The organism is Mesorhizobium sp. CNPSo 4689 (genome assembly GCF_057784325.1).
In genome coordinates, this window is sequence record NZ_JBWLUZ010000024.1 from 58682 (window position 1) to 80454 (window position 21773).

Sequence of the window (21773 nt, forward strand, 5' to 3'; positions counted from 1 at the left end):
CCCCTAGGGTTCAAGGGCCTGGAGCAACAGATCATGATCGAAATCGTCAAACCCGCGCTCGAGCATCTGCCGTCCTACAAGGCCGCACTTGAGCGCGGCTGGTCGCCGGACAATGTGCGGCTTGAGGAAGCCACGCGCGAGCAGCTTGCGGCCATCGAGCAGGATCCTGTGGCCTTCCTCGCCGACCTCGATGATCCCGGGGGCAAGGGGCCGCCGATCACTCTGCCCGACGGCAGGAAGGTGCCGCGCCTGCCGGGTTTCCGGCGCTGGATCTGGGATGGTGAAGCCGCCGGATCGATCGGCTTTCGCTGGCAGCCCGGCACAGCGGTGCTGCCGCCGCATGTGCTTGGTCATATCGGCTATGCCGTGGTGCCGTGGAAGCGCGGGCGCGGCTATGCGACCGAAGCGGTACGGCTGATGCTGGACCAGGCGAGGGCGGTCGGCCTGCCTTATGTGGAAATCACCGCCAAGCCGCACAATCCGGCGTCGCACAAGGTGATCCTGGCCAATGGCGGCAAGCTCGTCGGCCGCTTCTTCGAGGATGCCGCCTATGGCGGGGCGGAGAGTTTGCGGTTCCGGATTGATTTGTAAGCTGCGCTATTCGGCGGCGGCCGGCAGCGGCGGCGTTGCCCGGCTGCGTCCTTCCCAGACATAGGAGGCAAGTGCCACCGCCACTGCCACCAGCATGGCCATGGCGCCAACCACCGGCAAGGTGCGATAGCCGTAACCGGCGTTGAGCATGGCGGCGCCGAGCGACGCGGCGAGCGCAATGCCAACATTGAAGCCGGAGGGGATGAGAGAGGAGGCGAGGTTCGATGCATCCGCCGTCCAGGCCAGGATGCGGGTCTGGATCGGTGTGCCGATGGAGAAGTTGAGGCCGCCCCAGACGACGATCGCAACGATCATCGGCAGGGGATAGGGGCTGACGACATAGATCGCCGCAAGCGTGACCGCCTGTAGACAGAGCAAGGTGATGAGCGACGGCATCAGCTTCCAGTCGGAGAGCTTGCCGCCGACGAAGACGCCGATCGTGGCGCCGACGCCATTGAGCAGAAGCACCCAGGGCACCAGGTTCTTGTCGAGGCCGGTAACTTCAAGCAACGTCGGGGTGATGTAGGTGAACAGGGTGAACTGGCCGATCATCAGCATCAGCATCAGGATGAGCGAGGTCCAGACCTGCTGGCGTGCCAGCACGCGCACCTCGCGGGCAAAGCCTGCCTGCTGGTTCGATGCGCCTGCCGTGCGCGGCAAAAGCGCCAGCATGGCCAAGGTCGCCACTACCCCAAGAGCGCACATCACCCAGAAGGTGGCGCGCCAGCCCCACAGAGTGCCGATTGCCGTGCCGGCCGGCACGCCGATGACGTTGGAGACGGTGAGGCCGGACAGGATGACCGCCACGGCCATGCCGCGCTTGTCCTCGGGGACAAGGCCGACCGCGACCACCATGGCGACACCGAAATAGGCGCCATGCGCCACGGCGACCGCAATGCGCAAAAGCAGCATGGAGGCAAAGTCGGGCGCCAGCGCGCAGGCTGCCTGGCCGATGGTGAAAGCTGTCGAAAGGCCGAACAACAGGGCTTTGCGGGAAAAGCTCTTGGTGGCGAGCGTCAGCAGTGGGCCGCCAATCGCTATGCCGCAGGCGTAGCCCGAGACGAGGTAGCCCGAGGTGGGAATGGACACGCTCAAGCCGTCGGCGACCTGCGGCAGCACGCCGGCAATGACGAATTCCGTGGTGCCGAAGGCGAAGGCGGCAATGAACAGGGCGAATAGAGGAAGCATGGCGCAGCAAGCGATCCCAAGATGAGTTGGCCTCAAACCACGGATAGACGCTGCCGGCAATGCAGAAATTGTCGACGCCGCTTTAGCTTTTCTTGATCAGCAAGGGCTAGGAAGCGGTCTTCCTTCCGTAGGGAATTTTCAGCCACGCCCGCTCGTGAAGATAATAAAGCAGCGACTTGGTGACAACCTCGGTCGCGCCGATGGCCGCGGCAAGCTTGATGCTGCCGGTGATTACGAGCGAGATGATCATCGTATCGATGGTGCCGGTTGCGCGCCACGAAAGCGCCTTGGCGAAGCTGCGCGAATGGGTATCCAAACCTATCCTCCCGATGGACCTGGTCCGATGCTTAGCCGACGGATGGCTGGAGGAGCAAAGACTAATTTTCCGCTCTGGCACCGATGGCGGAACCTTGTTCCCAAGTTGGGTGTCGCGGCCGCAATTTTCCGGCTCGCTATCCGGCCTTCAGCCGCGAGCCACCGAGCAGGCCGCGTTCCTCCAGCACCGGGTAGGCCATGGACGCCAGCAACGAGTTGATCTGCTTGAGGTCGCGGATGGTGTCGAGGTGGATGGAACTGGTCTCGACGCTCTTGGCGGTGCCGTCGCGCAGCCGCAGGAAATGGCTGGCGCTGGTTTCCTTCTCGCGGTCGCGCAGGCGGTCCTTTTCCAGCACAAGCTGGCGCGCTGTCTCGGCATCGCGCGACACCAGCACGTTGAAGGCAAGCCTGGCATTGGCGAGCACCGAGGCGTGGAAGGCACAAAGTTCGCGCCAGCCTTCATGCGTGAACTCCAGACCGCGCTCGAGCTTCTTCCTGACATGCACCAGCATGTTGCGCACGATGATGTCGCCGACCTGCTCCAGCTTGACGCAGGCACCGATCAGTTCCTGGCAGCGCAGCGCCTCGTCTTCGGAGAGCGGGTTCTTGGTGACCTTGGCCAGATAGAGTTTTATCGCCGCATGCTTCTTGTCGACTCGATCGTCGAGTGCCGCCAGCGCCTTGATCTTGTCGGCGTCGGCACTCTCGTAGAGCTCGATGATGCGCTTCAGCATGATCTCGACCGTCTCGCAGACCCGCACCACCTCGCGTGTGGCATTGGCCAGCGCCTGGCTCGGGGTATCGAGAGCGCTTTCGTTCAGAGCGGACAGTTCGATGACGTCGAGCGCGGCCGGCTCCGACTTGGTGCCGAGCGCCACGATCTTCTCCGAAGCGCGGTAGACGAGACCGGCCAATGGCAGGCCGGCGAGCAGGATCAGAACGTTGAACAGGATGTGGGCGTGGACGATCTGGTCGGGCACGCTGGCGCCGAGGAAGGCGACAGGCGGCTTGAAGGTCAGGAACAGGATCAGCATGACCAGCGAGCCCATGCCGCGCATCAGGAGATTGCCGATCGGCACGACGCGCACGCCGGGCTCGGCATTGCGGGTCAGCAGCGGCGCAATGATCGAGGAGCCGAGATTGACGCCGAGCACCAGCACGATGCCAAGCTCGGGCGGGATGAAGCCACGGCCGGCCAGCGTGACCATCAACAGCACGGCGGCGATCGAGGAATGGAACAGCCAGGTGATCAATGCCGCCAGAAGATAGGCGGTGACCGGATCGCCGGCGAAGTAGTTGACGATGACCGGCATCAGCGTGCTCTGGCGCAGCGGTTCCGATGCCTGGCCGATCATTTCCAGCGACAGGATCAGCAGGCCGATGCCGATCAGGATGCGGCCGAACTGGCGCCAGTCGCGCCGCTCGGTGGCCATGAACATGACGGTGCCGGCGACAAGGCAGACCGGCACCAGCAGCGACAGGTCGAAGGTCAGCAGCTTGACCACCAGCGCCGAGCCGATCTCGGCGCCGCGCACTGCCAATTGGCCGGACATGCCGGACACGATGCCGGCGCCGGCGAAGGAGCCGACCAGCAGCGTGACGGCGGTGGAGCTCTGCAGAGCGATCGACAGGCCGCAGCCGGCCAGCACCGCCATCAGCGGATTGCGCATGGTGGCGCGCAGCCGGTGGCGCAGCACGTCGCCATAGGCGCGCTCGACACCCGTCTTGACCAGGCGGGTGGCAAACAGCATCAGCGCCACCGCGCCGGCAAGGTGCAAAAGGACGACCGAACCGCTCATGCCTGGGCTCGCAATTCAAGAGACGCGCGGGGCGCGGGGGCCATGCCGTCGAAGAGGTCAAGAAGGGCGCGAATCATGGGCATTGTAAGGGTCGAGCATACTCTCATTGCTTTTAGCCGGATAATAAATTTTGCCTGACTTGGCCGGCTGCTGGCGCGCGACAGGGCGTGTCGGAAATGGATGGACGACAGATTGGTTGCATGGCCAGCCGGCGCCAGGACAGCGATGCCGCCCGACTCCTGCATCCGTTTCCAACCAAGTCTAAGAGTGACGTTGAATTAGATCATCTAAATATTGGAAATCATTACAGAAACGTAATCTTGGCGTTCAGTTTCGGTTCATCCTTGACGCCCTATTGCTTGGGTATCGACAACCAAGGAGCACCTGTCATGAAACGTCTCGTTCTTTCCGCTGTCGCCGCCTCGATGCTGGCCGCCACGTCCTTCTCGGGCCAGGCCGCGCCGCTCAACGCGCCCGTCGCGCCGCAGTCGAACTACAGCCAGGTCGACTGGCAGAAGCCCGACAGGCATGTCGTGAAAAAGAAGGTCGTGGTGAGGAAGAAGGTCGTTGTGGTGAAGCGCAACCATTGGCGCAACGGCCAGAGATATTCGAGCTGGAAGCGCCACCAGGCGATCCGCGACTACGGCCGCTATGGCCTGCGTCGTCCAGGCCCCGGCCAGGAGTGGATCCGCGTCGGCAACGACTATGTGCTGGTCAGTATCCTGTCGGGCATCGTCTTCGGCGCCATCGCCGCCCACTGATCTATCTCGAATTGTACCGCAGGAAGGCGGCCGGCAGGGCCGCCTTCTTTTTTGCCCTGTGAAAACCGGGTACGGCCGGCATTAGGAGTCGTCGGGTCTAGCAAGCGTGATTATATGGACGGAAAAGAGTTTCCCTGATGCGCTTTCCGCCCGCCTTCCTCGACGAGATCCGCGACCGCGTGCCGATTTCATCGGTGATCGGCCAGCGTGTCGCGTGGGACCGGAAGAAGACCAACGCGCCGCGTGGCGACTATTGGGCTTGCTGCCCATTCCATGGCGAGAAGAGCCCGTCCTTCCACTGCGAGGACAAGAAGGGTCGCTACCATTGTTTCGGCTGTTCGGTGTCGGGCGATCACTTCAAGTTCCTGACCGAGCTCGACGGGATGAGTTTTCCCGAAGCGGTCGAGAAGATCGCCGACATGGCCGGCGTGCCGATGCCGGTGCGCGACGAACAGGAGGAACGGCGCGAAAAGGAACGCGCCAGCCTGACCGACGTTATGGAGATGGCGACCACCTTCTTCCAGGAGCGGCTGCAGGGACCGGAAGGCGCAAAGGCGCGCGCCTATCTGCGTGAGCGCGGACTGACATCGGCGACGCAGCAATCGTTCCGCCTCGGCTATGCGCCGGACAGCCGCAACGCGCTGAAGGAGCATCTTGCCGCCAGGGGCGTTCCAAAAGCCGATATCGAGGCCTGCGGGCTGGTACGCCATGGCGACGACATCCCGGTCTCCTATGACTGGTTCCGCGACCGCATCATGTTCCCGATCCCCGACTCCAGAGGCAAGATCATCGCCTTTGGCGGGCGGGCGCTGGCGCCCGATGCGCTGGCCAAATACATGAATTCGCCCGACACGGAGCTCTTCCACAAGGGCAATGTGCTCTACAATTTCGCCCGCGCCCGAAAGGCATTGGCCAAGGGCGGCACGGTCATTGCCGTCGAAGGCTATATGGACGTGATCGCGTTGGCGCAGGCCGGCTTCGAAAACGTCGTGGCGCCGCTCGGCACCGCGCTTACCGAGAACCAGCTCGAGCTGTTGTGGCGCATGGCCGGCGAGCCAATCTTATGCTTCGACGGTGACCAGGCTGGGCTGAAGGCGGCGTGGCGCGCCGCCGATCTGGCGCTGCCGGCGGTCCAGCCGGGACGCTCGGCGCGTTTTGCGCTGCTGCCCGAAGGCAAGGATCCCGACGATCTGGTCAAGGCCGATGGTGCGGACGCCTTCCGCGTCGTGCTCGCGGAAGCGCGGCCGCTCGCCGATCTGCTGTGGATGCGCGAGACGTCAGGCGGCGTCTTCGACACGCCGGAACGGCGGGCGGAATTGGAAAAGACGCTGCGCGAGCTGACCAGCCGCATCCGCGACGAAAGCCTGCGATATCACTACCAACAGGAAATGCGCGAGCGGGTGCTAAGCTTCTTCGGTGCCCAGCGCGGCGCCCGGCAAGGTCATCAGGGCGGCCGGCCCGGCGAGCGCGGCAAGGGTGCGGGGCCGGGCGGGCAGTTCGCGCGGGGCGGCAACGCCGGCGGACGCACCGCGATCACCGAAAGCCTCGGACGTTCGGCGCTGGTCAAGCGCGGCGCCGAGGGCATGTCGGTGCGCGAGGCGACGATCATCGTGGCGCTGATCAACCATCCGGCGCTGATCGACGAGAACTTTGCCTATGTCGAATTCCTCGATCTCGCCAACACCGACCTGAAGCGGCTGCACGCCGCCATCCTCGATGCGATGGCGCATGACATGGCCAATGATCGCGGCGCGGTTATCGCGACGGTCGAACGGGCCGGCTGCGGCGACATCTGGGAGCGCGCAGTGGCGCTGATCAAGCGCGCGCGGCAATGGCCGGCGCTGGAAACCGCCGCCCTTGAGGATGCCCGCGACGCCTTCAACCAGGCACTGCACTTGCAGCGCAGCGCGCGCACCTTACATAGGGAGCTGAAACAGGCGCAGGCAGCGCTCGATCAGGATCCGTCGGACGAAAACTTCCGGCATCTGGTCGAGATTCAGGCGCAATTCAACGATGTGCAGGCAACGGAAGCGCTGATCGAAGGGTTCGGCGTGTCCTCGGGCAGGGCTGGTCGCGTATAGGTGGAATCCTGCGCCAAGAATGAAGTGGGAATGTGCCGCGCGTCGTTTAGACGCCCCTAAGTCGGGTAATTGATTCGCTTTTTTCATGCGAATCATGCGAGAGGCGCTTGACCTTCTGGCAGAATGGCGGAATCAGGACGATTCGAAACGTTAACCCGTGCCCGGCGTCGACGGGAAATGAGCGATGTGAGGTACTGGTCACTGGACAGGCGGCAGGCCTGCCACAGATACCAGGGTTAATCTGGACTTAACGAGAGATGCGGTTACTTGCCCGGTGACGTGCGTTTGAAGCGAGCGCATCCGATTTGACCGGCGCGGCAGCTTACGCGGTTTCGATACAGAGCCGCTTGGAGACGATAAAGAATGGCGACAAAGGAAAAGGAAGAGGTCGAGACCGAACGTGAAGGCGCCACCGATGGCCCGCTGCTCGACCTTTCCGACGATGCTGTCAAGAAGATGATCAAAGCCGCCAAGAAGCGCGGCTATGTCACCATGGATGAGTTGAACTCGGTGCTGCCCTCGGAGGAAGTGACCTCCGAGCAGATCGAGGACACGATGGCGATGTTGTCCGACATGGGCATCAATGTCGTCGAGGACGACGAGCAGGGCGAGGAAGCCGAGACTGGCGACACCGCGGCAGACGCCGAGGAAGACGCCAACGAACTGGCCGAGCAGACCGGTACCGCTGTCGCCGCGACCACCACCAAGAAGGAGCCGACCGATCGCACCGACGATCCGGTCCGCATGTATCTGCGCGAGATGGGCTCGGTGGAGCTGTTGTCGCGCGAGGGCGAAATCGCCATCGCCAAGCGCATCGAGGCCGGCCGCGAGACGATGATCGCGGGCCTGTGCGAAAGCCCGCTGACCTTCCAGGCCATCATCATCTGGCGCGACGAGCTCAACGAAGCGAAGATCCTGCTGCGCGAGATCATCGACCTCGAGGCGACGTATGCCGGGCCGGAGGCCAAGCAGGCGCCGGTGGTCGAGCGCATCGAGGAAGCCCCCAAGGTCGAAGACAAGCCGCGCCGCGCATCGCGCGACGAGGAAGAAGACATCACCAATGTCGGCGGCGACACCCGCGGGCTGACGGATGACGACGAGGAAGACGAGGACGAGGCCAGCCTGTCGCTGGCGGCGATGGAAGCGGAACTGCGCCCGCAGGTGATGGAGACGCTCGACGTTATCGCCGACACCTACAAGAAGCTCAGAAAGCTGCAGGACCAGCAGGTCGAGAACCGGCTGGCCGCCGCCGGCACGCTGTCGCCCAGCCAGGACCGCCGGCTGAAGGAGCTGAAGGACCAGCTGATCAAGGCGGTGAAGTCGCTGTCGCTCAACACGGCGCGCATCGAGGCGCTGGTCGAGCAGCTCTACGACATCAACAAGCGCCTGGTGCAGAACGAAGGCAAGCTTTTGCGCCTGGCCGAAAGCTATGGCGTGCGCCGCGAGGAGTTCCTCAAGGAGTATCAGGGCTCGGAGCTCGATCCGAACTGGACGCGCTCGATCGCCAATCTGACGTCGCGCGGCTGGAAGGAATTCACCAAGAACGAGAAGGACGCGATCCGCGACCTGCGCGCCGAGATCCAGCATCTGGCCACCGAAACGGCGATCTCGATCCTGGAATTCCGCAAGATCGTCAACCAGGTGCAGAAGGGCGAGCGTGAAGCGGCGATCGCCAAGAAGGAAATGGTCGAGGCCAATCTGCGCCTCGTCATCTCCATCGCCAAGAAGTACACCAATCGCGGCCTGCAGTTCCTCGACCTGATCCAGGAAGGCAATATCGGCCTGATGAAGGCGGTCGACAAATTCGAGTATCGCCGCGGCTACAAGTTCTCGACCTATGCGACGTGGTGGATCCGGCAGGCGATCACCCGTTCTATCGCCGACCAGGCGCGCACCATCCGCATTCCGGTGCACATGATCGAGACGATCAACAAGATCGTGCGCACCTCGCGCCAGATGCTGCACGAGATCGGCCGCGAGCCGACGCCGGAGGAACTGGCCGAAAAGCTCGCCATGCCGCTCGAAAAAGTGCGCAAGGTGCTGAAGATCGCCAAGGAGCCGATCTCGCTCGAAACGCCGGTCGGCGACGAGGAGGATTCGCATCTCGGTGACTTCATCGAGGACAAGATGGCAATCCTGCCGATCGACGCGGCGATCCAGGCCAATCTGCGCGAGACGACGACGCGCGTGCTGGCCTCGCTGACGCCGCGCGAGGAGCGCGTGCTGCGCATGCGCTTCGGCATCGGCATGAACACCGACCATACGCTGGAAGAGGTTGGCCAGCAATTCTCGGTCACCCGCGAGCGTATCCGCCAGATCGAAGCCAAGGCGCTGCGCAAGCTCAAGCACCCGAGCCGGAGCCGGAAGCTGCGCAGCTTCCTGGATAGCTGACACCAACAGCAACAGACAATTTTCGAAGGGCGCCGATGGCGCCCTTTGTTGCTGGCGTGACGGCTCTTGTCGCCCATCTCCGTCGGGAGGATACTTCCCAGGTCGGATGCATGTTCTGGGCGATAACCCGGATGCCCGCCCCGGCGGAGGTCACGACCTGCCGCCGTGCTCCGTGGCCCGGACGGAGGTGTGCCATGACGACTTACATCGTGCTTATCAACTGGACCGAGCAGGGCGCAAAGAATGTGCGCGACTCGCCGAAGCGGCTGGACGCCGCCAAGAAGCTCTTGGGGGACATGGGCGGATCGTTCAAGGCGTTTTATCTCACCATGGGCGAATGTGACATGGTGGCGATTGTCGAAGCCCCCGATGACGCGGTGCTCGCTCGTTTCGCGCTGATGCTGGCGACCGGCGGCAACGTCAAGACACGGACGCTGAAGGCCTTCCCGGAATTCGCCTATCGCGAGATCATCTCCTCGCTCGGATAGGGCTCGGATTTTAAGCCCGGATCATTTTCGTTCGCCGCAGCCCACGCGGGCGCCGTCTTGACGGCGCCCGATCGTCCGTGGTCCTTCGGGCTGCGTTACCAACCGAATGCCGGAGCCATGCTGACCATCTGGTACAACACACGCTGCCCGGTCTGCGATGCCGGCATCAGCAGGCAGAAACGGCGGCTGATCGAGACGGTCAAGGCCGGTCGGATCGAATTCCGCGACATCAATCTCGAGCCGGCGGCGCTCGCCGGATACGGCGCCTCGTTGGAAGATATCCGCCGCCGTCTGCATGCCACCGACGCCGACGGCAGATTGCTGGTCGGTGCCGATGTCGCGATTGCCGTCTGGAAGGCGACGCCGGGCGAGGGCTGGCTGGCGGCTCTGTTCGGCAATCCGCTTCTCCTGCCGCTGACGCGTTTCGCCTATGATCTTTTCGCCGATCTTCTTTATGCCTGGAACCGGCGCAAGGGCCGCTGGTAGCCGGCGCGTTGTTTGCAAGCCCAGCCCGGCATTCGTAGCGCGCACCCTCGACTTCAATCCGGCTGGCGCCATCTTCAGATACATCGTAAGATATATCTTGACTCGATCGGCGCTGATGCCTAATTAAGATATATCGTAAGACATAACTCAAGGAGCAATCCATGCACAGACATCATCATTTCGGCGAGCACCCGTTGCGGGCTTTCATGCATATGGCCGGCAAGTTCGGCGGCCGCGGCGGCGGTTTCGGTCCGTTCGGGCACGGCATGAGGGGCGGCGGCCGCGGCGGGCCGGGCGACGTGTTCCGCGCCGGGCGCATGCTGGCCGACGGCGACCTCAAGCTGATCACGCTGTCGCTGCTGGCCGAGGCGCCGCGCCATGGCTACGACATCATCAAGGCGCTGGAAGAGCGTACCAGCGGCGTCTACAGCCCGAGCCCGGGCGTGGTCTATCCGACGCTGACCTTCCTGGAAGAGGCCGGCTATGCCACCTCCTCGGCGGAAGGCAACAAGAAGGTGTTTTCGATCACCGAGGCGGGTCAGGCGCATCTCGAGGAAAACCGCGAGATGATCGACCATGTGCTCGACCATCTCGAGCGCTTCGGTCGCAAGATGGCCAAGGCGCGCGACTGGTTCGGCTGGAACGACGACGGCGAGGAGGGCGGCCGGCGTGGGCGCCACGAAAAGCGCGATGCGTTCCGCGCCGTACGCCACAGGCTGCGCGCCGCGCTCAGCGACATCGTCGATGCGCCTGAAGACACGCAGGCCCAGGCGATGAGCATCCTGCAAGATGCCGCCGAAGCTCTCGAGGCGCTGTCGCGCCGCTGAAGGCGTTAGCTTCTCCATCGCCGCAAGCGAAAAAAGCCCGGAGAGATCCGGGCTTTTTCATTTGGTCTGGTGAGTTCAGGAATGTGCGGCAGGCATCATTCCTTGCCGACATACTCGCTGATCAGCTTTTCATTGCGCGCCTTTTCGATCTTGGCGGTCATTTCGGCCGAAAGGCGTTCGTCCATGCGGTACTTGACCAGGTTCACGAGGCTGCCAGTGAGGAGCAGGATGCCCATGCCCCAGTAGCCTTTGGTCGACAGGTCGACCGGGGCCAGCCACAGCGACAGGCCGAGCATGAAGTAGGCGGCGCCGACCGAGATGCTGTTGAACATGATGTAGGTCTGATTGGCGTTCATAGTCTTTCTCCGTTTGGTTGGTGAAGAATCGGGATTGGTGAGGAATCGGCTTTGGTGGATCAGTGGGTGGATTTCAGACGGTCGAGCACATCTTGTGCCCGCACCTTGGTCGAGGAGCCGTGGCCGGCGTCCTCCAGCCTGCCGCGAATGGCTTCCTGGCTGAGACCTGCATCGATCTCGTCCAGAATGCTTGCCTCTTCGAACGGATCGCTGCGCTCCCTGATGCGGGCCAGCAGCGCCTCGGCCTCGTTGAGGCTCGCCGTCCGGCCGATGGACCGGTTCAGCCGGCGCTGCGCCTTCTGTTCCGCGTCTATGGCGCGGGCCGAGATCATGCCCTGGTTGAGGTCGACGATGCGCCGGTGCGCCTGTTCCAGCGACATGCGCATACGCAAGGTCTTTTCCACCAGGCTGCGCACGGTGGCACGGCGGACCTCGCGTTCGTTCTCCAGCTCGGCGATGGCGCCGGCGCCATCGCGGGCGAGGGGCTCGTTGGTGGCGGCAAGGGCGCTGCGGGTGCGCTCCTCCAGATCGGCGATGCGGCGGTCGAGTTGGTCGAGGCTGGCCTGTTCGGCGCGCTGACGCACGATCAGCGAGGCGAGTGTCTGCTTGGCGGAAGCGAGGCCGGCTTCGGCATCGCGGATGCGCTGGGCGAGAAGATCGACAGCGAACTGGTCCTTCAGCCGGTCCTCGGCCTTGGCGCTGGCGCCGTCCAGCAATGTCCTGATAAGACTGAGCATTTGTTTGTTCCTCCGGTTATGAACGTTGTTCACTAATGCACTGTAGCAGAAAATGAACTGTGTTCAAGAAGAATTTTGAACGCTGTTCATGAGCGCTGGATCATGGTAAACACGGGCAGCCTTGCCGCCGTCGCGCGCGGGTTGACAGGATTTACGGAGAGCAGGTTTGGCACTGGACAAGGAAGAGATGAGCGAGCGTGTCATCGCCATCGCCGAAGATCTGATCGAGGCGGGCGGGGCGGAGAACCTGAAAGCCAGGACCATCGCCACGCAGGCCGGGATCGCCGTCGGCTCCATCTACAATCTGTTCCGCGACATCGACGATCTACACCGCGCGGTGAACATGCGGCTGCTCGGTCGGCTGGGCGAGGCCGGCGCCGCTGCAATGGCCGAGCTGCAGGAAGCCGGCGTGACCGATACGCGCCAACGCCTGCTGGCGCTGGCGCGCGCCTATGCCGGGTTCGTCGCGGCGCATCCGGCGAGTTGGCCGGCCTTGCTCGCCTTCAATCGTCGTCAGCTGCCGCATGCGGAGCCGGATGCCTACGAGGCGCGGCTCAGCGCCTTGCTGCAGATCATCGCCAAGGTGCTTGCCGATGGCCGCTTCGGCCTCGACGAGACCCGGCTGCGGATCGCCGCCCGAACCTTGTGGTCAAGCGTGCATGGCATCGTGACCAGCGGCTATGCAGCCAATTCCGCAGGACGGCAGGCCGATGAAACCTGGGAGCAGGTCGAGCTGCTGGTCGCCGTCTTCATCAAGGGACTGGAACGCGGCGGGACATTCGATCATGCTGAGACAGCACCGTCGTGAATCGTGACGGTCGGCGCCGGCGATGCCTTGGCGCCGGGGCGAAAGTGGAGATTTGAACCATGTCTTTTCTGAAACGACTTTTCGGCGGTGGCGGCGGTGATGCAGGCGAGCCAAAGAGCGCCGCGCCGGCAAAGCAGGTCGAGCACAAGGGCTTCCTGATCAGCGCCACGCCCTACAAGGCCGAAGGCCAGTACCAGACCTGCGGCGTGGTTTCGAAGGAAGTCGACGGCGTGTTGAAGGAACACAAATTCATCCGCGCCGACCGCTTCGCCGGGCTCGACGACGCCATCGACATCTCGATCAAGAAGGGCATCCAGCTGGTCGACGAGCAGGGCGAGAGGATGTTCGGGTAGGGTATGTCGATATTCAGGTGATGCCGGCCTGCGAACGATGGTTTCCTGCGCTTCCGGTACTCACGTGCCCAAAGTACGCTCCGTTCCGGTTCTGGGAAACCACCATTCTCGACCTGACCTGAATCTCAACACACCCTTGCTGGCGTTCTGACATCAAAAAGGCAGGCGCCGTGCTGGTGCCTGCCTTTTGATTTCGAACTATGGGTAACGGGGTGGCTTACGCTGCCGCGGCGACATGCTCGCCGGCAGTCGCCGCCACCACGGCGTCGACCTTGGTGGTTGCCTTGGCGAGAGCCGCCGTCACTGCGTCGGCACCCATGGCGACGCCTTCGATGCGGATGACGTCGACGTCGGTCATGCCGATGAAGCCGAGCACGCTGCGCAGGTAAGGGATGGCGTGATCGAACTGCACGGCCGCACCTTCGGAATAGATGCCGCCGGAGGCCAGCACGATATAGACCTTCTTGCCGGTGACGAGGCCCTTGGGGCCGTTCTCGCCATAGGAAAAGCTCTTGCCGGAGCGGGCGACGTGATCGACCCAGGACTTCAGCGTCGAGGAGATGTTGAAGTTGATGAAGCCGGTGGCGAGGATCACCGTGTCGGCGGCAAACAGTTCTTCCAGCACGGCGTCGGAAACGCCGACGACTTCGGCCTGGCGCGGGGTGCGGGATTCAGCCGGCGTATAGATGCCGGTCGAGTAGTCGACGTCGATGTGCGGCAGCGGGTTGGCGACGAGGTCGCGCACGACCAGCGTGTTCGAAGGATCGGCGGCGATGAGCTTCTCGGCGAATTCTGTGGCGATGCGGGTCGAGTGCGAGGCAGCGCCGCGCGGGCTCGAGGTGACAAGAAGGATGGACATGGGGCTCTCCAGGGTTGGAATGAATTGTCCCGCCACATATGGGACTATCGATCCATTCGAAAAACTGGTATATTTTCTATATGACCCATCTATAAATTGGATATGGCAATGCAGCCCAATCCGACACTCGACCAGCTTCAGATTTTTGTGACGGTCGCCGAAACCGGCAGTTTCTCGGCCGCCGGCCGCAAGCTCAACCGGGCGCAGTCCGTCATCAGCTACGGCATCGCCAATCTCGAAGCGCAGCTCGGGCTGAAACTGTTCGAGCGCGAGGGCACGCGCGAGCCGCAACTGACCGAGATCGGCCGGGCGATGCTGGAGGATGCGCGGCGCATGACCGGTGTGCTGCAGCGCATCCGCTCGCGCGTCGACGGCCACCATCAGGGACTGGAGGCCGAGGTGGCGCTGTCGGTCGACGCGGCGCTGCCCTCACCGGTGCTGGTGCGGGTGCTGAAGGCGTTCGAGGCGCAGTTTCCGACCGTGATGCTGCGCCTGCACATCGGCACACTCGGCCTGATCCCCGATCATGTCGTCAGCGGGCAGGCCGATCTCGGTGTCGGCGGCCTGCTGGGCGAGGTCGACGTGCATCTTGTGCGTATCGGCTTCATGTCGATTGTGCTGGCTGCCGCGTCCAGCCACCCGCTGGCGCTGCTTCCGAAGCCTGTGGCGATCGAGGATGCGCGCGAACACATCCAACTCGTCGTCACCGACCAGTCCGAGCGCACCAAGGGGCGCGACTTTGGCGTCTTCGCCTATCGCACCTGGCGGCTGACGGACCTGCGCACCAAGCATATGCTGATGCGCGAGGGGCTGGGCTGGGGCGGGCTGCCGCGCTGGCTGATCGCCGACGATCTGGCGAGCGGCCGGTTGGTGGAAATCGATCTGGAGCCGTTCAGCGAGGTGCGCTCGCCGTTGTTTGCCATGCATCGCAGCGACCGCAGCCCGAAGCCCGTGGCTGCCTGGCTGATCGACCAGTTCAAGCGCCAGCTCGGCTGCTTCAACGAGTTCGAGCCGGGCCAGGTGCCTACAGCGCCGCGCGTCCCTGAGGACGCGCAAAGGACGCTGTAGCACTTTGATTTTGCGCATGATCCTTTCCGAACCTTTGGTTCGGGGTCATGCGCGACGAGGAGCCGCCGGAGACAGCCCATCGATAAGTGCAACGAGGACGGCCCGATGGTCTTCGATCGAGCCTCCTGCCTCGATGGCAAGGGCTGCACGGTCGAAGGCGGCGGCAAGCAGCGCGGTCAGTGCGTCGACGGGCAATCTTATCATCGTCTGCTCGCGCATCGCAGCCACGAGGCCCTCGCGCAACGAGCGGTTGCCGTGCCGGTTGTCGATGTCGTCCATGCCGGCGCGACCGAGCACGGCCGGCCCGTCGAGCAGCAGCAACCGGGTGCGGCCGGGCAAGCGCATGGCGGCGAGATAGGCGTCCGAGCCGGCGATCAACGCATCGCGGGCAAATAGCGAGGGCGGCGAAGCGCGATCTACCTCTGCGGCGACGGCCTCCGCCTCCTGCTCGACGACGGCGGCGAACAGCGCCTGCTTGTCGGCGAAATGATGATAGAGCGCGCCGCGCGTGACGCCGGCGGCGGCGACAATCTCGGGCGTGCCGGTCTCGGCATAGGGTTTTTCGATGAACAGCTTTCGCGCCGCCGCGATCAGGTCGGCGCGCGTCGCTTCGGTTCGATCACGGTTGGAGCGGCGCGCGGTTTCTCGTTGCATACATGCAGCCTGTATGTTATTGAAATTTACATGCAGACTGTATGTTATTCGATGGGAGAAAGAAAGATGAAGACGACGAGCTATTATCCGGTGCTGATGACGGGCGACGTGGCTGGAACGAAAGCCTTCTATATCGAGCACTTCCGCTTCAAACCGCTGTTCGAAAGCGACTGGTATGTGCATCTGCAGTCGACCGAGGATCGCCGCGTCAATCTCGGTATCGTCCAGGGCGACCACGAGACGATACCCGAGGAAGGGCGAGGGCGCACGTCGGGTCTGCTGATCAATTTCGAGGTCAGGAACCCGGACGCGATCTATGAACGGCTCCTTGCCGCCGGCCTGCCGATCCTGTGCAGCCTGCGCGACGAACCCTTCGGCCAGCGCCATTTCATCACCAAGGATCCCAATGGCGTGCTGATCGACGTGATCAAACCGATCCCGCTCAGCCCGGAGTTCCAGGCGCAATTCTCGGAGGGCGCGGCCGACGCCTGAACCCGTGCCGATGGCAGCAAATGTCGGCAGCGGCTCCGGCCCTGTGGCCGGGGCCGAGCGATGCGGTCTATGCTGAGCTGTGTTGAAGCTGGTCCTGTCGCATGCGTGACATCTGCCTTGTTCGTGCGCCTTCCAATCTCGGCCTCCGCCCCTTGCGGCCGGGCCATGTGCCCGGCACCTGGCGCGCGCCGCAGGCGCTGAGCGACGCCGGCCTCGTCGAGGTGCTGGCGCCAGTGCGGGTGGTCGATCTCGAAAGGCCCGCTTACAGCACCGAACCGCAACCGGGCACCCGGCTGCGCAATGGTCCGGCGATACGCCGCTTCAATCTCGACCTTGCCGAGATCGTCGCCGGTGCCCTCGGGCAAGGCGAGTTCCCGCTGGTCATCGGCGGCGATTGTTCGATCCTGCTTGGTGCATTGGCGGCGGCGCGACGCTCAAGCGCGGTCGCACTGGTCCATGTCGATGGCCACAGCGATTTCCGCCATCCCGGCAATTACGACGTTGACGCCATGCCCGGTTCGGCTGCCGGCATGGACCTGGCGCTCGCAACTGGACGCGGCGAGCCTTTGTTGACGGAGTGGCCTGGCATTGCCGGTCCGCTCGTCGCCGACGCGGCGGTGGTGCAGATCGGCGAGCGCGAGAGCCGCGATGCCGATTTTGCCTGGCCCGACATCAATGCGACTGCGATCACTCGCATCGATGTCTTTGCCGTACGGGACCTTGGCGCCGCAAAAGTGCTGGAGACGACGAGAGCGACGCTGGCGCGTGCCGATTGTCCTTACTGGCTGCATCTCGATATCGACGTGCTCGACCAGACGGTCATGCCGGCGGTGGATTCCCCAGGCAGTCCCGGCATCGATCCCGACGATCTCGTCGCGATCCTGTCAGCGCTGGCAGCGGACCGGCTCTGCACCGGCATGGACATGACGATCTACGATCCCGACCTCGACCCGAATGGCGACCTCGCGCGGCTGCTGGTGTCGCTGCTCGGACGGATGCTCTAGCAACGATAGGCCTCAACTTGCCCTCGCCACCGGTGTCACCGTCGCCTGGCTGATGCCGGTCCGCCGCACCACCGTGCACAGCGTTTCGCGGCCGATGCGTTCGGCGTCGAGCATGCGCACGAGATCGTCGACGCCGGTGACCGGACGGCCGTCGATGGCGGCTATGATGTCGCCCTCCTTCAGGCCGGCCTTCGCAGCCGGGCCGTTCTTCTCGACGCTGCGCAGGCGCACGGCCGTATTGCTTGACACCTGCGACAAAAGAGCGGCGCGGCGCGGCAGGTTTGTCGTGTCGGCCGAGACGCCGATGAAGGCGCGGCGCACGCGGCCGAAGCGGATGATTTCCGAGATGACGAAATTGGCGGTGTTGGAGGCAACCGCAAAGGCGATGCCCTGTGCGCCGTGGATCATGGCGGTGTTGACGCCGATCACCTCGCCGGCCGAGGACACCAGCGGCCCGCCGGAATTGCCGGGGTTGAGTGCTGCGTCGGTCTGGATGACGTCGTCGATCAGCCGGCCGGTGGAGGCGCGCATCGAACGGCCAAGCGCCGAGACGACACCGGAGGTGACGGTCCATTCGAAGCCGAGCGGATTGCCGATGGCGATCGCAATCTGGCCGCGGCGCAGACGCTTGGAATCGCCCAGTGGCGCGACATCGGCAAAGCTTCCGTCGGCGCGCACCAGCGCGATGTCAGTGTCGGGGTCGCGGCCGAGCACGCGGCCTTCGCGCGAGGCGCCGTCAGGCATCGACACGCGCACTGTTTTCGCATCGCCGACGACATGGAAATTGGTGACGACCAGCCCGTCCGGCGCGATGACGAAGCCGGAGCCATGGCCGCCCTGACCGCCGATACGCTCGATACGGCAGACGGCCGGACCGATGCGGTCGACCGCGTCGGCGACGGTCGTCGAATAGGCATCGAGAAGCGTGTCGTCGGATTGCAGTTTCTGGGCGGGCAGGGCCATTTCGAGGCTCCGTGTCATCAGGCATCAGGATGACTATATGTGCGGAGCGGCCTGTTCGGCCGCGACCTGACCAGATGGCCAGTCACACCGGCAACTAGCCGTCAGGCGAGTACCAACCCTCGCGCAAGGCAGCGATATCTGGGACATGAGAAACCCAGGAGACCAATCATGAGCGACTTCAATCTGAGCGCGTTTTCCGATGCCATCGCCGATGTCGCGGCAACCGCAGCGCCGGCGACGGCGAGCCTCGCCACGCATCACGGTCGCACGGCCAGTGCCTTCCACTGGCGCGACGGCTATTTCGTCACCGCCGAGGAGGTCGTGGAGGCAGGTGAGGAGATCGAGCTGAAGCTGGCTTCCGGCGGGAAGGTGAAGGCCGAACTGGTCGGGCGCGATCCTTCGACCGGCGTCGCGCTGCTGAAACCTGCCGAAGCGGTCAATGCCGCGCCGCTGGCCAAGGCGGATGCCGTGCGGCCGGGCAATCTGGCCATCACCGTCGGCAACAGCGAAGGTGCCGCACTTGCTGTGTTCGGGACGGTCGGCGAGGTCGGCCCGGCCTGGCGCTCGATGCGCGGCGGCACGATCGACCGGCGCATCAACCTCGCCGTCAATGCCGGCGGCCGCTTCGAGGGTGGCCCGGTGCTCGACGCCAAAGGCGGGCTGATCGGCATGCTTCTGTTCGGGCCGCGGCGGCGGGCATTGGTCATGCCCTACGAGACGATCGAGCGGGCGGTGTCGACGTTGCGCGAAAAGGGCCATGTCGCGCGTGGCTATCTCGGCGCCGGCCTGCATCCGATCCGCAATGGCGACGCGCATGGCGCGATGGTGATGAGCCTCGACGACAGCGGTCCGGCCAAGGCCGCCGGCCTCTATGTCGGCGACATCGTCGTCTCCTGGAATGGAGAGGCCGTGCATGGGCCGCGTGACCTGATCCGCAAGCTCGGGCCGGACAGCGCCGGTGCCTCGGTGACGCTCGGCGTGGTGCGTGGCGGTGAACAGCGCGATGTCGCGGTGACCATCGGCGAGAAGCCGCTGAGCTGAGAGGATCGATGGCGGACAGCGCAAGCCACAGCATCGCGAGACGCGACCTAGCGGGCCACCGGTTGACGGTGCTGATCGCGCTCGGCGATGCCGCGCGCGCCGAACGGCTGTCGACTGCTCTTGCCGCGACCGATGATCTGCTGCCGGTCATGTACGCGAGCAACTCCAGTCTGACGGCGGATATGGCTATCGTCGACGAGAGCGGTCTGGAGGGCGGCATCGACCTCGCGACACCTCGGGTGCTGCTGTCCCGTCGAGCCACCCAGGAGCGGGAGGCCGACAATTTGCTTGCCGTGCTGCCGGCGACGGCCGACGACCTGCTGATTGCCGCTGCCGTGCGGCTGGCGGCGGCGGGCTACCGGATTTCGGGTGGAGGCCGTGCCTTGCCCGACCGGCATGACGATTTCGCTTTCCATGACGGCGATCTGTTCGACGAGGAACCGGCGGATGACAAAGTCGGCCGGCCGGCGCTGTCGCCGCGCGAGAGCGAAGTGCTGGCGCTGCTGGCCGAAGGCGCGCCCAACAAGGTGATCGCCAGGCGGCTGAACATTTCCGTGCACACGGCGAAGTTCCACGTCGCCGCAATCCTGATCAAGCTAGGCGCCGCCAACCGCACCGATGCCATCGCCATCGCCATGCGGCAGGGCCTGGTGCTGGTTTAGGGTCTGCTGATATTCAGGTGATGCCGGCCTGCGAACGGCGAGTTTCTGCGCTTCCGGTGCTCACGTACTTCAAGTACGCTCCGCTCCGGTTCTCGGAACTCACCATTCTCGGCTCGGCCTGACCTGAATCTCAACAGACCCTGGTCCGGCTTCACCAGTTTCTCGACCCTACGCAGCGTAACCAGCTTTGCATGCTTTCGGCCCTTGCGCTGCGGTTGCCCGCCGCGCAAAGGTTCGCACCTGTCGTGCTGCAAGGGAGGCGGAAAAAATGTCGCTCAAGGGAAAGACGCTGTTCATCTCCGGCGGATCGCGCGGCATTGGCCTTGCGATTGCGCTGCGCGCAGCGCGCGACGGCGCCAATGTGACGATCGCCGCCAAGACCGCCGAGCCGCATCCGAAGCTGCCGGGTACGATCTATACGGCTGCCGAAGAGATCGAGCAGGCTGGCGGCCACGCGCTGCCCGTCTTGTGCGACATTCGGGAGGAGGCGCAAGTCGCCGAAGCTGTCGCCAAGACCGTCGAAAAGTTCGGCGGCATCGACATCTGCGTCAACAACGCCAGCGCCATCCAGCTCACCGGCACGCTGGAGACCGACATGAAGCGTTACGACCTGATGCACCAGATCAACACGCGCGGCACGTTCCTGGTGTCCAAAATGTGCATTCCGCACCTGAAGTTGGCCAACAATCCTCACATCCTGAATCTGGCGCCGCCGCTCGACATGAAGGCCAAATGGTTCAAGAACCACGTCGCCTACACGATGGCCAAGTTCGGCATGTCGATGTGCACGCTGGGCATGAGTGCCGAGTTCGCCAGGGACGGCATCGCCGTCAACTCGCTGTGGCCGATCTCGACCATCGACACGGCGGCGGTGCGCAACCTGCTGGGTGGGGCGACGGTGGTGGCGATGAGCCGTTCGCCCGACATCATGGCAGATGCCGCGCATGCGATATTCATGCGGCCGTCGCGCGAGGCGACCGGCAATTTCTACATCGACGAGGAAGTGCTGCGCGCCGAGGGCGTCAGCGATTTTTCCGTCTATTCGCCTGGGGCGACGGGACCGCTCGCCGGCGACTTTTTTGTGCCGGACGAGGTGTTCGCCCGGACCGATACCAACATCAAAAGCATCTACTGACGGGCGCTGCGCGCCCTTATTCCTCGGCCTTCTTGCCTTTGCCCAAGCCCATCAGCCGGTCGATGTAAGCCAGCATGAAGGCCGACAGCACGAAGGCGAGGTTGATGATGGTCAGCCACATCAACTGATCGGTCGTATAGGAAACCGAGTTCAGGAAGACCTGCAGCAGGTGGATGGACGAGATGGCGACGATGGTCGAGGCGACCTTGACCTTCAGCGAGCCGACATCGATCGTGCCCAGCCAGTGCACCTCGCCGTCATTTTCATCGAAACGGCTGACGAAGTTCTCGTAGCCCGAGATGATCACCATCACCACCAGCGAGGCGACAAGTGCGGCATCGATCAGGCCGAGCATCTTGAGGATGGTGTCGGTATCGCCAAGCGTGAACGCCACGGTGACGAACTCGTAGAGTTTCTTGCCGAAGGACAGGGCATAGATGGCAAGTGCCAGGCCCGATATAGAACACGACCAGCAGCCGGCGCGTGGCGGCGAGTTCGAGACGTTTCATATTTGGTTCCGGTCTTTTTGGCACTGTGGTATTCGGGCAGGCCGCCACGGTTTGCAAGGGCGGTCGTCGAGGGAAACAAAAACCCCGCCGGAGGGGACCGGCGGGGCTCATGTGTCCCGCTGGAGTCGGGACAGGGCAGGGAACGCCCTTCCGAAATCTGGGGTTGTCAATGCGGCTATTCAATGATCTCCACCGAATCGCCGGC

General features: G+C 63.9%; 23 protein-coding genes and 1 pseudogene. 15 read left to right on the forward strand and 9 right to left on the reverse strand.

All coding sequences use genetic code 11. The features are described 5' to 3' along the window. Positions 1 to 33 precede the first annotated feature (33 nt). Positions 34 to 591, forward strand: a complete 558-nt coding sequence (locus tag AC04SI_RS24335; RefSeq protein WP_404279852.1) for a GNAT family N-acetyltransferase — start codon at positions 34 to 36, stop codon at positions 589 to 591. Positions 592 to 597: 6 nt separating this feature from the next. Here the strand turns inward: AC04SI_RS24335 and AC04SI_RS24340 are convergent, their stop codons facing one another. The 3 genes from AC04SI_RS24340 to AC04SI_RS24350 all read right to left on the reverse strand — a co-directional run bounded on the left by AC04SI_RS24340 (position 598) and on the right by AC04SI_RS24350 (position 3893). After that, positions 598 to 1779, reverse strand: coding sequence for an MFS transporter (locus AC04SI_RS24340; RefSeq protein ID WP_404279850.1), 1182 nt, complete (start codon positions 1777 to 1779; stop codon positions 598 to 600). Between the two features lie 106 nt (positions 1780 to 1885). Then, the gene (locus tag AC04SI_RS24345; RefSeq protein ID WP_006200031.1) at positions 1886 to 2095 is read right to left on the reverse strand and encodes a DUF2061 domain-containing protein; all 210 of its coding nucleotides are present in this window, start codon (positions 2093 to 2095) and stop codon (positions 1886 to 1888) included. A gap of 136 nt (positions 2096 to 2231) precedes the next feature. Then, a complete protein-coding gene (locus AC04SI_RS24350; protein ID WP_404279847.1) occupies positions 2232 to 3893 on the reverse strand; it encodes a Na/Pi cotransporter family protein in 1662 nt (553 codons plus the stop codon). 389 nt (positions 3894 to 4282) lie between these two features. On the opposite strand from AC04SI_RS24350, the gene AC04SI_RS24355 reads away from it, so the two are divergent. The 6 genes from AC04SI_RS24355 (at position 4283) to AC04SI_RS24380 (ending at position 10927) form a co-directional block, all read left to right on the forward strand. Then, positions 4283 to 4654: an RcnB family protein gene (locus AC04SI_RS24355; protein WP_006200029.1), complete on the forward strand. Its 372-nt coding sequence runs from the start codon at positions 4283 to 4285 to the stop codon at positions 4652 to 4654. Between the two features lie 137 nt (positions 4655 to 4791). Continuing rightward, positions 4792 to 6735 (forward strand): DNA primase, encoded by a 1944-nt coding sequence (gene dnaG, locus AC04SI_RS24360; RefSeq protein WP_404279843.1) that lies wholly within the window; start codon positions 4792 to 4794, stop codon positions 6733 to 6735. A 363-nt stretch (positions 6736 to 7098) separates the two neighbouring features. Further along, positions 7099 to 9126, forward strand: a complete 2028-nt coding sequence (rpoD, locus tag AC04SI_RS24365; RefSeq protein WP_404279841.1) for an RNA polymerase sigma factor RpoD — start codon at positions 7099 to 7101, stop codon at positions 9124 to 9126. A gap of 194 nt (positions 9127 to 9320) precedes the next feature. Then, a complete protein-coding gene (locus AC04SI_RS24370) occupies positions 9321 to 9614 on the forward strand; it encodes a GYD domain-containing protein (protein WP_192182849.1) in 294 nt (97 codons plus the stop codon). A gap of 117 nt (positions 9615 to 9731) precedes the next feature. Then, entirely contained in the window at positions 9732 to 10100 is a 369-nt protein-coding gene (locus tag AC04SI_RS24375; RefSeq protein WP_404279839.1) for a thiol-disulfide oxidoreductase DCC family protein, read from the forward strand. A 161-nt stretch (positions 10101 to 10261) separates the two neighbouring features. Next, the gene (locus AC04SI_RS24380) at positions 10262 to 10927 is read left to right on the forward strand and encodes a PadR family transcriptional regulator (protein WP_488475044.1); all 666 of its coding nucleotides are present in this window, start codon (positions 10262 to 10264) and stop codon (positions 10925 to 10927) included. Between the two features lie 95 nt (positions 10928 to 11022). Here AC04SI_RS24380 and AC04SI_RS24385 read toward each other — a convergent pair whose 3' ends face one another. Together AC04SI_RS24385 and AC04SI_RS24390 are read right to left on the reverse strand one after the other, a co-directional pair. Then, positions 11023 to 11283 (reverse strand): YiaA/YiaB family inner membrane protein, encoded by a 261-nt coding sequence (locus AC04SI_RS24385; RefSeq protein WP_404279835.1) that lies wholly within the window; start codon positions 11281 to 11283, stop codon positions 11023 to 11025. A gap of 59 nt (positions 11284 to 11342) precedes the next feature. Further along, a complete protein-coding gene (locus AC04SI_RS24390; RefSeq protein ID WP_404279833.1) occupies positions 11343 to 12020 on the reverse strand; it encodes a PspA/IM30 family protein in 678 nt (225 codons plus the stop codon). Between the two features lie 166 nt (positions 12021 to 12186). Between AC04SI_RS24390 and AC04SI_RS24395 the strand changes: the two genes are divergently transcribed. Both AC04SI_RS24395 and AC04SI_RS24400 read left to right on the forward strand, forming a co-directional pair. Beyond that, a complete protein-coding gene (locus tag AC04SI_RS24395) occupies positions 12187 to 12828 on the forward strand; it encodes a TetR/AcrR family transcriptional regulator (RefSeq protein WP_404279831.1) in 642 nt (213 codons plus the stop codon). 59 nt (positions 12829 to 12887) lie between these two features. Then, positions 12888 to 13181, forward strand: coding sequence for an HlyU family transcriptional regulator (locus AC04SI_RS24400; RefSeq protein WP_192182855.1), 294 nt, complete (start codon positions 12888 to 12890; stop codon positions 13179 to 13181). Positions 13182 to 13398: 217 nt separating this feature from the next. Here AC04SI_RS24400 and AC04SI_RS24405 read toward each other — a convergent pair whose 3' ends face one another. Next, the gene (locus AC04SI_RS24405) at positions 13399 to 14040 is read right to left on the reverse strand and encodes an FMN-dependent NADH-azoreductase (RefSeq protein ID WP_404279828.1); all 642 of its coding nucleotides are present in this window, start codon (positions 14038 to 14040) and stop codon (positions 13399 to 13401) included. Positions 14041 to 14148: 108 nt separating this feature from the next. Here AC04SI_RS24405 and AC04SI_RS24410 point away from each other — a divergent pair, with 108 nt between their 5' ends. Then, on the forward strand, positions 14149 to 15108 hold the full coding sequence (locus tag AC04SI_RS24410) for a LysR family transcriptional regulator (protein WP_404279826.1): 960 nt from the start codon (positions 14149 to 14151) through the stop codon (positions 15106 to 15108). Positions 15109 to 15153: 45 nt separating this feature from the next. Here AC04SI_RS24410 and AC04SI_RS24415 read toward each other — a convergent pair whose 3' ends face one another. Next, a complete protein-coding gene (locus tag AC04SI_RS24415) occupies positions 15154 to 15762 on the reverse strand; it encodes a TetR/AcrR family transcriptional regulator (RefSeq protein WP_404279824.1) in 609 nt (202 codons plus the stop codon). 66 nt (positions 15763 to 15828) lie between these two features. On the opposite strand from AC04SI_RS24415, the gene AC04SI_RS24420 reads away from it, so the two are divergent. Together AC04SI_RS24420 and AC04SI_RS24425 are read left to right on the forward strand one after the other, a co-directional pair. Next, entirely contained in the window at positions 15829 to 16254 is a 426-nt protein-coding gene (locus AC04SI_RS24420) for a VOC family protein (protein ID WP_404279822.1), read from the forward strand. 101 nt (positions 16255 to 16355) lie between these two features. Next, complete coding sequence (locus tag AC04SI_RS24425; protein ID WP_404279820.1) at positions 16356 to 17258, forward strand: arginase family protein; 903 nt, start codon at positions 16356 to 16358, stop codon at positions 17256 to 17258. Positions 17259 to 17270: 12 nt separating this feature from the next. Here AC04SI_RS24425 and AC04SI_RS24430 read toward each other — a convergent pair whose 3' ends face one another. Continuing rightward, positions 17271 to 18221, reverse strand: a complete 951-nt coding sequence (locus tag AC04SI_RS24430) for a S1C family serine protease (protein ID WP_404279818.1) — start codon at positions 18219 to 18221, stop codon at positions 17271 to 17273. Between the two features lie 168 nt (positions 18222 to 18389). Between AC04SI_RS24430 and AC04SI_RS24435 the strand changes: the two genes are divergently transcribed. The 3 genes from AC04SI_RS24435 to AC04SI_RS24445 all read left to right on the forward strand — a co-directional run bounded on the left by AC04SI_RS24435 (position 18390) and on the right by AC04SI_RS24445 (position 21059). Then, positions 18390 to 19262: a S1C family serine protease gene (locus tag AC04SI_RS24435; RefSeq protein ID WP_404279815.1), complete on the forward strand. Its 873-nt coding sequence runs from the start codon at positions 18390 to 18392 to the stop codon at positions 19260 to 19262. 8 nt (positions 19263 to 19270) lie between these two features. Then, on the forward strand, positions 19271 to 19924 hold the full coding sequence (locus AC04SI_RS24440; protein ID WP_404279814.1) for a helix-turn-helix transcriptional regulator: 654 nt from the start codon (positions 19271 to 19273) through the stop codon (positions 19922 to 19924). Positions 19925 to 20192: 268 nt separating this feature from the next. After that, positions 20193 to 21059, forward strand: coding sequence for an SDR family oxidoreductase (locus tag AC04SI_RS24445; RefSeq protein ID WP_404279812.1), 867 nt, complete (start codon positions 20193 to 20195; stop codon positions 21057 to 21059). Positions 21060 to 21075: 16 nt separating this feature from the next. On the opposite strand, the pseudogene AC04SI_RS24450 reads toward AC04SI_RS24445, so the two are convergent. After that, positions 21076 to 21568, reverse strand: a pseudogene (locus AC04SI_RS24450) (TIGR00645 family protein). Positions 21569 to 21773 lie beyond the last annotated feature (205 nt).